We start from the raw sequence: 9,856 nt of genomic DNA, 5'->3' as shown, positions 1-9,856 counted from the left end.
CCCCCCCCCCCCCCCCCCCCCCCCCCCCCCCCCCCCCCCCCCCCCCCCCCCCCCCCCCCCCCCCCCCCCCCCCCCCCCCCCCCCCCCCCCCCCCCCCCCCCCCCCCCCCCCCACCCCCCCCCCCCCCACCCCCCCCCCCCCCCCCCCCCCCCCCCCCCCCCCCCCAAAGCACTCAGCGGCTCGGGTCGAGGACGAGCTTGCCGGTGGTGCGCCGGGCGAGCAGGTCCTGGTGCGCCTCGCGGACGGCGGACAGCGGGTAGCGGCCGCCGCCGACCGGCTTGAGGCCGCCCTCGGCGACCATCGGCAGCAGCTCCTCGAGGGCGGCGTCCATCATCTCCGGCCGGGTCATGCAGTGCGCCAGCCAGAAGCCGATGACGGCGCGGCTGCGCCGCATGAGCGCGCCGGGCGGCACCGCGCGGGTCTCCTGGCGGGCGGCCATGCCGTAGGTGACCAGCCGGCCGAACGGGGCCAGCGCCGACAGCGAGCCGGAGAAGACGTTGCCGCCGGTCATCTCCAGCACGATGTCGACGGGCTTGCCGCCGTTGGCCTCGCGCAGGGCGGCGGTGAACTGCTTGGGGTCGTCGTCGTCGGCCAGCGCCGGGTCGACGGAGGCGTCGGCGCCGAGCTCCTCGGTCAGCGCCCGCTTCTCGGGGCTGGAGGCGGTGGCGATCACCCGGCCGGCGCCCCACCGCTTGGCCAGCTGGACGGCGAGCGAGCCGACGCCGCCGGCCCCGGCGATGACGACGACGGACTCACCCTCCCGCAGGTGCGAGCTGGTGCGCAGCAGGTGCCACGCGGTCGCGCCCTGCAGGACGACTGCGAGCGCCTGCTCGTCGGTCACGCCGTCGGGCACCGGCCAGGTGAGGCGGGTGGGCGCGGCGACCTTCTCCGCGTAGCCGCCGCCGTCCAGCAGGCCGACCACCCGCTGCCCGCCGCCGGCCGGCGTGCCGACGAACTCCGCGCCGGGGATCAGCGGCAGCTTCTGCGGGGCGAGGTAGCTGTCCTCGGTCTGGTGCGTGTCGGCGTAGTTGATGCCGGCGGCGGCGACGTCGAACAGCTGCTGACCGGCGGCCGACTCCGGCTCCGGGACGTCGACGACCTCGAGGACCTCGGGCCCGCCGAAGCGGGTGATCTGCACGGCACGCATGGCGGAAGGGTATGGGCTGACCTCCGGCAGCCGGTCGGCCGGGCACCGTGCTCCGCGGTCTCCGACCCGAGCCGTCGCCGAGGGCGGCAGGCAGGGTCCGCAGCTCGTCAGTCAGAGCACATCCGCCACCCCGCGCCGGCCCTAGCGTCGGGACCGGCTCGCGACCGATCAGCCGCGGGCCGCGTCCGTGCCACTCGGGAGCAGGAGGCCCACCCATGCCCGTCATCACGACCGCCGACGGAACCGAGATCTTCTACAAGGACTGGGGGACCGGTCAGCCCATCGTCTTCAGCCACGGCTGGCCGCTGTCGGCCGACGACTGGGACGCGCAGATGATGTTCTTCCTGCAGCACGGCTACCGCGTCATAGCGCACGACCGGCGGGGCCACGGTCGCTCGGCGCAGGTCGGCGAGGGGCACGACATGGACCACTACGCCGACGACCTGGCGGCGCTGACCGCGCACCTCGATCTGCACGACGCGGTGCACGTCGGGCACTCGACCGGCGGCGGCGAGGTCGCGCACTACCTCGCCCGGCACGGCCAGGACCGGGTCGCGAAGGCGGTGCTGATCAGCGCGGTGCCACCGATCATGGTGCAGACCGACGCCAACCCGGGCGGCCTGCCCAAGAGCGTCTTCGACGGCATCCAGGAGCAGGTGGCCACCAACCGGTCGGCGTTCTACCGCGACCTCGCCGCCACCGCCTTCTACGGCTTCAACCGGCCCGGTGCGGAGCCGATCGAGGCGGTCATCCAGAACTGGTGGCGGCAGGGGATGATGGGTGGCGCCAAGGCGCACTACGACGGCGTCGTCGCGTTCTCACAGACCGACTTCACCGACGACCTGAGGAAGATCACCGTGCCCGTGCTGGTGATGCACGGCGACGACGACCAGGTCGTGCCCTACGCCGACTCCGCGCCGCTCTCGGCCGAGCTGCTGCCGAACGGGACGTTGAAGACCTACGCCGGCTTCCCGCACGGCATGCCCACCACGCAGGCCGAGACGATCAACGCGGATCTGCTGGCCTTTCTCCAGGCCTGACGTGGGGGCCGACTCCGGCGGGTTCCGGGGATCCGCCGGAGTCGGCGCGGGCGCCCGCGCTCGTCAGCCCCCGGCCGCGGCGGTGGCGACGATGTCGCGGTTCTCCAGCACGTGCTCCGGGGCGCCGTGCCGGGCCAGCTGCAGGGCGGTCCGGCCGATGTCCGCGGTGGAGGTCACCAGGGCCGGGAACCGCCGCTGCAGCAGGGGCGCGATCGGGGTGAGCGCGCTGCTGCCCCAGCGGTAGAGGGCGGTCCGGGACCTCCCGCCGTGGACCGACCGGACGAAGCCGGGGCGCAGCGCGTACCCGTCGGGGAACGTGCCGAGGACCAGGTTCTCGGTGCGGCCCTTGACGCGGGCCCAGCGGCTGCGGCCGCGTTCGGAGCTGTCGGTGCCGGCCCCGGAGACGTACACGAACGTCACGGACGGGGCGACCGCCGTGAGGGTGCGCGCCGCCGCGGCGGTGTAGCCGTACGTGACCCGCTCGTACTCGGCGGGGTCCATGCCCACCGACGAGACCCCGAGGGCCCAGAAGCACGCGTCGGCGCCGGCCAGCTCGCCGGCGATCGGCGCGAAGTCGAGGAAGTCGCCGTGCACCACGGTGCGCAGCTTCGGGTGGCGCAGCTCCAGCGGACGTCGGCCGACGGCGAGGACCTCGGTGACGTCGGCGGCCTGCAGGCACTCCTTGACGATGCCGTCGCCGATCAGGCCGCTACCGCCGAAGACCAGGACCTTCACGCCTGGCGACTCTTCCACGGGGACGGGGGGAGGGGGGTCGCCGGAGGGGGTGGATCGGGCGGCGAGCATGCTGGGGAGGCCCTGAACCCCACGACGCGGGCGTCCTCCGAGCGGGGGACCCGCGCTCAAGGAGGATGCCGGTGCTGCCGAACGCCATCCCCGTGCGACAGCTCCTCCGGGCCACAGGCCTCGCCCTCACCGCGGTCGTCGCCGTGCTCGGCGTCGCCGGGACGGCCGCCGCCGCGCCCGCCGACGACGAGGTCGGCGCCGCGCAGCAGGCCGCGGACGACGCCGCGGCGCTGGTGGCGCAGACCCTCGAGCAGATGGGCGCCGCGGAGACGGCGGTCGCGGAGGCCGAGGCGACCGCCGCGCTGGCGCTCGGCCGGCAGCAGGACGCGCAGCAGGCGTACGCGCAGGAGCTGGCCGACGCGCAGGCCGCCGACGCCGCGGCGCAGCAGGCGCGGGCGGAGCTGGCCGCGGCCCGGGACGACGTCGCCTCCTTCGCCCGCGACAGCTACATGGCGGGCAGCACCTCGCCGCAGCTGGAGAGCCTGCTCACCGCCGACGACCCCGCCGAGGTGCTCGAGCGCGCCATCCTCCTCGACGCCGCCGGCGACCACCGGACCACCGTGCTGGCCACCGTCGCGGACGCGGAGGAGACGGCCGCGGAGGCCCAGGACACCGCGGAGGAGCAGCTGGGCCAGGCCGACCAGCTCCGGCAGGAGGCGGAGGCGGCCCTCGCCGAGGCCGAGGCGGCCCGCGCCACGGCCGCGCAGCAGGTCGCAGACCTGCAGGCGGAGCAGTCCGCGCTGCAGGCCGAGCTCGACCAGGCCCGGGAGACCCTCGTGGACCTGCAGAGCCAGGCGGCCGCACCGGCACCGGCGCCGGCACCGGCCCCGCCGAGCAGCACGTCGTCCAACACCCCGGCCCCGGCCCCGGCCCCCGCTCCCGCGCCGGCTCCGGCTCCGGCGCCCTCGCCCGGGAACGACTGGGACGCCGTCGCCCGGTGCGAGTCCGGCGGCAACTGGAGCATCAACACCGGCAACGGCTACTACGGCGGCCTGCAGTTCAGCCAGTCGACCTGGGAGGCCTACGGCGGGCTCGCCTACGCGCCGCGCGCCGACCTGGCCACCCGCGAGCAGCAGATCGCCGTCGCCGAGAAGGTCCTCGTCGGCCAGGGCCCCGGCGCCTGGCCGACCTGCGGCCGCAACCTCTGACCGCGCCGTGGCCGGCGAGCACGTCACCGGGTGGGAGCAGCGCGGCGGTGAGGACCTGGCCCACGCGGTGCGCCGGTCGGACGCCGACGGCGCACCGCCCTGGACGGCCGTCTGCGGCGCCCGGATCGGCCTCGTCCGCGGCGCGTGGACGCCGGGAGAGGGCCGCTCGGTCCCGCCCTGCCCGCGGTGCACGGAGCTGATCGCGGATCCGCCCGCCTGAAACCGGCTCCGGCCGGGCCGGTCGCGAGTAGCGTTCCCAGGGCTCTCCCGGGCACGTGCCCCGGGTCGACACTGGAGCGCTGATGTCGATGACATCGACCCGAGATGCCGCGTCGCCCCCCGCGGCCGGGGGCCTCGTCGGCGCCGACCTCCAGATCCCCGTGGGCGGGCGCCCGCGTCGCTACCTCGACCTCGACGCCGCGGCCACGACGTCGGCCTCGGCCGGCGTCGTCCGTGCCGTGCTGGACTTCCTGCCCTGGTACTCCAGCGTCCACCGGGGCGCGGGGGCCAAGTCCCAGTACTCCAGCGCGCGGTACGAGGAGGCGCGCGCCGTCGTGGCCCGGTTCGTCGGCGCCGATCCGGCCACCCACGTGGTGCTCTTCCCGAAGAACACCACCGAGGGGCTCAACGTCCTCGCCTTCCGGCTCGGCCTCGGGCGGGACGACGTCGTCGTCACCACCGCGGTCGAGCACCACGCCAACCTGCTGCCGTGGCGCCGGCACGCCCGGCTGCGGGTCGTCGACGTCGACCGGGGCGGCACCTTCGACCCCGCGGCCGTGGTGGCCGCGCTCGACGAGCGCCCGCGTCCCCGGGTGCTGGCGCTCACCGGCGCCTCCAACGTCACGGGCTGGCTGCCCGACCTGCGCGCCGTCGCGGCCGCGGCCCGGGAGCGCGGCGTCCTGGTCGCGGTCGACGGTGCCCAGCTGGTGCCGCACCGGCCGGTGGACATGACCGCGCTGGGCATCGACGTGCTGGCGTTCTCGGGGCACAAGATGCACGCGCCCTTCGGCGCGGGCGCCCTGGTGCTGCCGCGGCCACTCCTCGCGGACGGTGAGCCGTTCCTGGTGGGGGGCGGAGCGGTCAAGGCGGTGTCCTTCGAGGAGGTCGTCTGGGCCGACTGCCCCGACCGCGACGACGCCGGCTCACCGAACGTCGTGGGGGTGGTCGCCCTCACGGCCGCCGCCCAGGAGCTGGCGGCCGGCGACCGGGCCGCCCGGCGGGCCCACGAGGACGCGCTCGTCCGCGCCCTGGACGCCGAACTGGCCGCCGTCCCCGGCCTCCGGCGGCTGGGGCCGACGACCGGCGACCGGCTGCCGGTGGCGGCGTTCGTCCTGGAGGGGACGGCGCACCGGGAGGTCGCGGCCCGGCTGGCCGCCGAGCACGGCATGGGCGTCCGCAGCGGCTGCTTCTGCGCCCACCCCTACGTCTCCCGGCTGTTCGGGCTCGACGAGGACGAGGTCCGGGCGTTCCACGAGGACGCCCGGGCCGACCGCGAGGACCAGCTGCCCGGAGCCGTGCGGGTCAGCTGCGACGCGACGACGTCACTGGCCGACGTCGCCGAGCTCGGCGCGGCGCTGCGGGCGATCGCGGCGACGTCGGGGGACGCCGGTCGCGCCCCGCGCGACGCGGCGCCGCCCATACCCCGCCCCCGGACGCCGGTCTGACGGGACCGGCGGGTGTGACCTGCGACCACCGGCTAGGTTTCTGCTGCGACAGGGTCCTCCGGCGCAGGGGAGTGGCACGTGGGTAGATCGGTGCTCGTGACCGGCGGCAACCGCGGGATCGGGCTGGCCATCGCCCGGTCCTTCGCCGAGCAGGGCGACTCGGTCGCGGTGACCCACCGCGGCAGCGGGGCGCCGGAGGGGCTCTTCGGCGTCCGGTGCGACGTGACCAGCGGCGCGGACGTCGACCGGGCCTTCGCCGAGGTCGAGGAGCACCAGGGCCCGGTCGAGGTGCTGGTCAGCAACGCCGGCATCACCCGCGACGGCCTGCTCATGCGGATGAAGGAGGAGGACTTCAGCGAGGTCCTCGACGCCAACCTGACCGCCGCCTACCGGGTGGCCAAGCGGGCGTCGGCGCGCATGGTGCGCAACCGCTGGGGCCGGATGGTCTTCATCTCCTCGGTCGTCGGCCTGCTCGGCTCGGCCGGCCAGACCAACTACGCCGCCAGCAAGGCCGGCCTGGTCGGCCTGGCCCGGTCGGTCGCCCGCGAGCTCGGCAGCCGGAACATCACCGCCAACGTGGTCGCGCCCGGGTTCGTGACCACCGACATGACCGCGGCCCTGCCGGAGGACCGGCAGAAGGAGATCCTGGGGCAGGTCCCGCTCGGCCGGTACGCCGAGGCGGACGAGATCGCCGGCGTCGTCCGCTTCCTGGCGAGCGACGCGGCGGCCTACATCACCGGGGCGGTCGTCCCGGTCGACGGCGGACTGGGGATGGGGCACTGATGGGAATCCTCGAGGGCAAGAAGGTCCTCGTCACCGGCGTGCTGACCGAGGCGTCGATCGCCTTCGCCACCGCCCGGCTCGCGCAGGAGCAGGGCGCCACCGTCGTCCTGTCCAACTTCGGCCGGGCGCTGTCGCTGTGCCAGCGGATCGCCAAGCGGCTGCCGCAGGAGGCGCCGGTCGTCGAGCTCGACGTGACGAACACCGAGCACCTGGCGACGCTGGCCGACCGGCTGCGCGACGCGCTGGGCCTCGGGGACGGCGACACCCTCGACGGCGTCGTCCACTCCATCGGGTTCGCGCCGCAGGAGGCGATGGGCGACGGCTTCCCCGAGGTCGCCTGGGAGCACGCCGCGACGGCGTTCCAGGTCTCCACCTGGTCGATGGCCTCGCTCACCCAGGCCTGCCGCCCGCTGTTCGGCTCGTCGGCGTCGGTCGTGGGGCTGACCTTCGACGCGTCGGTCGCCTGGCCGGTCTACGGCTGGATGGGGGCGGCCAAGGCGGCGCTGGAGTCCACCTCCCGCTACCTGGCCCGCGAGCTCGGACCGGAGGGCGTGCGGGTGAACCTGGTGGCCGCCGGGCCGCTGCGCAGCATGGCGATGAAGTCCATCCCTGGCAGCAAGCAGTTCGAGGACGCGTGGGAGACCCGCGCGCCGCTGGGCTGGTCGGTCACCGACACCGAGCCCGCCGGCAAGGCCGTGGTCGCCCTGCTGTCGGACTGGTTCCCGGCGACCACCGGCGAGATCGTGCACGTCGACGGGGGGTTCCACGCCGTCGGTGTGTAGAGCCGTCGGCGTGGAACCGCATCCGTCTTCCGCTGGACAGGAGAAGAGCACCACGTGCCCCGCGCCATCGTCGACCTCCACCCCGGCCAGCGCCCCGACGAGGACCCGTCGCTCGCCGTCCGCAACAACGGCGGGACGGCGCCGTCGTCGGCGCCCGCCCCTGCGGGACGGCGGGAGGCGCTGCTGCTGCTCTCCTTCGGCGGACCCGAGGGGCACGACGACGTCATGCCGTTCCTCGAGAACGTCACCCGCGGCCGCGGCATCCCGCCGGAGCGGCTGGTCGAGGTCGCCGAGCACTACCACCACTTCGGCGGGGTCAGCCCGATCAACGACCAGAACAAGGCGCTGCTCGCCGCGCTGGAGGCCGAGCTGCGAGGGGCCGGCATCGACCTGCCCGTCTACTGGGGCAACCGCAACTGGGAGCCCTACGTCGAGGACGTCTGGGCGCAGATGGCCGAGGACGGCGTCGAGCACGTCTACGTCCTCGCGACCTCGGCGTACGCCTCCTACTCCGGGTGCCGGCAGTACCACGAGGACGTCGCCCGGGCCCGCGCCGCTCTCGGCGGCGGGCCCACCGCGGAGAAGCTGCCGCACTACTTCGACGCCCCGGGCTTCGTGCGGGCCAACGCCGACGCGCTGGCCGCCGCCATCGCCTCGCTGCCCGACGACCTGCGCGGCTCGGCCCGCCTGGTCGCGACGGCGCACAGCATCCCGGACGCGATGGCCGACGTCGCCGGACCGCAGGGGCACGCCTACGAGGCCGAGCTCACCGCCGCCGCGAGGGCCGTCGTCGACGCCGCCGCACCCGGCCGGCCCTTCGACCTGGTGTGGCAGAGCCGCAGCGGCCCGCCGTCGGTGCCGTGGCTGGAGCCCGACGTCAACGACCACCTCGAGGCGCTGGCCGCGGCGGGGGAGCGGGCCGTCGTCCTCTTCCCGGTCGGGTTCGTCAGCGACCACCTCGAGGTGATCTGGGACCTCGACAACGAGGCGAGGCAGACCGCCGAGAAGCTCGGCCTCGCCTTCGCCCGGGCGGCGACCGCCGGCACGCACCCCGCGTTCGTCACGTCGCTGCGCGAGCTGCTCGAGGAGCGCCGCGCCGGCGGCGAGCCGCGGCTGGGGACGAACTGCCCCGCCGCCTGCTGCTTCGTGCAGCGCCCCACCCGGCCGGCGAGTTGATCATCGGCAGGTGGCTGCCCGACGCGCCGACGGGGCCGACCATCCGCCGATGATCAACCGCGCGGGACGGCGTTGTAGGCGGCGACCGTGGCCTCCCGGACCGCCTGCGCCAGCGGCCGCAGCGCGTCGTCGCGGGCCGCGGCCTGCGCGTGGGTGACCGCCGCACCGGGCGCGTCGGCCATCGCCAGGTCGAGCACCCGCGCCAGCCGCTGCGCCCGGCCGAGCACCGACAGCGCCAGCGGGTCGTGGTCCGGCGGCAGCCCGGGCGCGCCCGTGCTGCGGGCCAGGCCGGCCAGCAGCGTGGGCACCTCGGGGTTCCAGCGGGCCAGGTCGAGGTCGGCCAGCGTGCGGGCGGCGTCGCCCACGGCGAGGTCGAGCTGGCCGGAGACGGCGCGCAGGCTGCCCTCCACCGGCGGCGGCACGGGCGCGACGCCGTCCAGCGGGAACGCCGTCCAGGCGATCGCCTCGGGCCCGATCGACTCGGGCACCAGCGCCAGCCGCTCGCCGACCGCCGCCTGGCCCGCCTCCAGCGCCAGCGCGGAGAGCCCCGGCGCGCGGGGCAGGCCGCGGACGTCGCCCGGCACCGGCAGCACCAGCCGGAAGCGGCGCTCGCCCAGGCCGCGCAGCGCGGTCAGCGCCCAGCCGAGCGGGACCGCCTCGTCGGTGCCCGGCAGGCCGGCGACCCGGTGCGCGGTGTCGCCGAGCAGGGCGTCGAGGGCCTCGTCGTAGGAGGTGCGGCCGGTCAACCAGGCGGTCGCCCAGACCGCGAAGCGGCCCGCGGGGAAGTCGTGCACGCAGGGAAGGCTACGTCGCGACCCCGACATCACCCTCGGTGATGAGACACTCCGGGTATGGCTGCGTGGTTGCTCTGGCTCATCGCCGCCGGCCTGTTCGCCGCCGGCGAGGTCGTGAGCCTCGACCTGGTCCTGCTGATGTTCGCCGGCGGGGCGCTGGGCGGCATGGCCGTCGCGCTGGCCGGCGGCGCCGTGGCGTTCCAGCTGGTCGCGTTCGTCCTCGTCTCGCTGGCGCTGCTGGCCGTCGTCCGGCCGATCGCCAAGAAGCACCTCGAGCAGAAGACCCCGCTGCAGCTCGACGGCGTCGACACCCTGATCGGCAGGACGGCGCGGGTCACCCAGGCGGTCGACCACCACGGCGGCCGGATCAAGCTCGGCGCCGACGAGTGGACCGCCCGCAGCCAGTACGACGGCGAGGCGTTCGCCGTCGGCGACACGGTGCGGATCCTCAAGGTCGAGGGGGCGACGGCGGTCGTCGGGGACGCCCTGGAGTAGACCGCCCGCCCGGGGGATGACCA

At 75.9% G+C, this 9,856-nt stretch carries 11 protein-coding genes; 8 read left to right on the top strand and 3 right to left on the bottom strand.

The genetic code is table 11. The annotated features are described in order from the left end of the window. Nucleotides 1-172: 172 nt before the first annotated feature. Nucleotides 173-1,147: a quinone oxidoreductase family protein gene (locus ACI797_RS25380; protein WP_456862643.1), complete on the bottom strand. Its 975-nt coding sequence runs from the start codon at nucleotides 1,145-1,147 to the stop codon at nucleotides 173-175. Nucleotides 1,148-1,362: 215 nt separating this feature from the next. Between ACI797_RS25380 and ACI797_RS25375 the strand changes: the two genes are divergently transcribed. Continuing rightward, nucleotides 1,363-2,187, top strand: coding sequence for an alpha/beta fold hydrolase (locus ACI797_RS25375; protein ID WP_456862640.1), 825 nt, complete (start codon nucleotides 1,363-1,365; stop codon nucleotides 2,185-2,187). Nucleotides 2,188-2,250: 63 nt separating this feature from the next. Here ACI797_RS25375 and ACI797_RS25370 read toward each other — a convergent pair whose 3' ends face one another. Continuing rightward, nucleotides 2,251-2,922 (bottom strand): NAD(P)H-binding protein, encoded by a 672-nt coding sequence (locus ACI797_RS25370; RefSeq protein WP_456862637.1) that lies wholly within the window; start codon nucleotides 2,920-2,922, stop codon nucleotides 2,251-2,253. Between the two features lie 140 nt (nucleotides 2,923-3,062). Here ACI797_RS25370 and ACI797_RS25365 point away from each other — a divergent pair, with 140 nt between their 5' ends. The 6 genes from ACI797_RS25365 (at nucleotide 3,063) to ACI797_RS25340 (ending at nucleotide 8,544) form a co-directional block, all read left to right on the top strand. Next, nucleotides 3,063-4,139, top strand: coding sequence for a transglycosylase family protein (locus ACI797_RS25365; RefSeq protein ID WP_456862634.1), 1,077 nt, complete (start codon nucleotides 3,063-3,065; stop codon nucleotides 4,137-4,139). Nucleotides 4,140-4,146: 7 nt separating this feature from the next. After that, on the top strand, nucleotides 4,147-4,359 hold the full coding sequence (locus ACI797_RS25360; protein ID WP_456862631.1) for a hypothetical protein: 213 nt from the start codon (nucleotides 4,147-4,149) through the stop codon (nucleotides 4,357-4,359). Between the two features lie 88 nt (nucleotides 4,360-4,447). Then, nucleotides 4,448-5,803: an aminotransferase class V-fold PLP-dependent enzyme gene (locus ACI797_RS25355; RefSeq protein ID WP_456862628.1), complete on the top strand. Its 1,356-nt coding sequence runs from the start codon at nucleotides 4,448-4,450 to the stop codon at nucleotides 5,801-5,803. Nucleotides 5,804-5,881: 78 nt separating this feature from the next. Next, nucleotides 5,882-6,586 (top strand): 3-oxoacyl-ACP reductase FabG, encoded by a 705-nt coding sequence (gene fabG / locus ACI797_RS25350; protein WP_456862625.1) that lies wholly within the window; start codon nucleotides 5,882-5,884, stop codon nucleotides 6,584-6,586. Continuing rightward, nucleotides 6,586-7,368: an enoyl-ACP reductase FabI gene (fabI, locus tag ACI797_RS25345; protein WP_456540227.1), complete on the top strand. Its 783-nt coding sequence runs from the start codon at nucleotides 6,586-6,588 to the stop codon at nucleotides 7,366-7,368. Before fabG ends, fabI begins: the two co-directional genes overlap by 1 nt. 54 nt (nucleotides 7,369-7,422) lie before the next feature. Further along, nucleotides 7,423-8,544: a ferrochelatase gene (locus tag ACI797_RS25340; RefSeq protein ID WP_456862622.1), complete on the top strand. Its 1,122-nt coding sequence runs from the start codon at nucleotides 7,423-7,425 to the stop codon at nucleotides 8,542-8,544. Nucleotides 8,545-8,597: 53 nt separating this feature from the next. Here ACI797_RS25340 and ACI797_RS25335 read toward each other — a convergent pair whose 3' ends face one another. Then, nucleotides 8,598-9,338 carry a hypothetical protein gene (locus tag ACI797_RS25335; protein WP_456862619.1) on the bottom strand — a complete coding sequence of 247 codons (741 nt, stop codon included), beginning with the start codon at nucleotides 9,336-9,338 and terminating at the stop codon, nucleotides 8,598-8,600. 57 nt (nucleotides 9,339-9,395) lie between these two features. Here ACI797_RS25335 and ACI797_RS25330 point away from each other — a divergent pair, with 57 nt between their 5' ends. Continuing rightward, complete coding sequence (locus tag ACI797_RS25330) at nucleotides 9,396-9,833, top strand: NfeD family protein (RefSeq protein WP_456540224.1); 438 nt, start codon at nucleotides 9,396-9,398, stop codon at nucleotides 9,831-9,833. Nucleotides 9,834-9,856: the final 23 nt, after the last annotated feature.

The sequence above is a fragment of the Geodermatophilus sp. SYSU D00691 genome (assembly GCF_054050275.1).
The sequence above is the reverse complement of the archived record's forward strand: the minus strand, read 5'-3'. Positions and strand labels throughout refer to the sequence as shown.

Excerpts from the sequence above, each read along its gene's own strand:
- fabI (WP_456540227.1), top strand. The coding sequence starts at position 6,586 with ATGGGAATCCTCGAGGGCAAGAAGGTCCTCGTCACCGGCGTGCTGACC.
- ACI797_RS25330 (WP_456540224.1), top strand. The coding sequence starts at position 9,396 with ATGGCTGCGTGGTTGCTCTGGCTCATCGCCGCCGGCCTGTTCGCCGCC.
- ACI797_RS25355 (WP_456862628.1), top strand. The coding sequence starts at position 4,448 with ATGACATCGACCCGAGATGCCGCGTCGCCCCCCGCGGCCGGGGGCCTC.
- ACI797_RS25375 (WP_456862640.1), top strand. The coding sequence starts at position 1,363 with ATGCCCGTCATCACGACCGCCGACGGAACCGAGATCTTCTACAAGGAC.
- ACI797_RS25380 (WP_456862643.1), bottom strand. The coding sequence starts at position 1,147 with ATGCGTGCCGTGCAGATCACCCGCTTCGGCGGGCCCGAGGTCCTCGAG.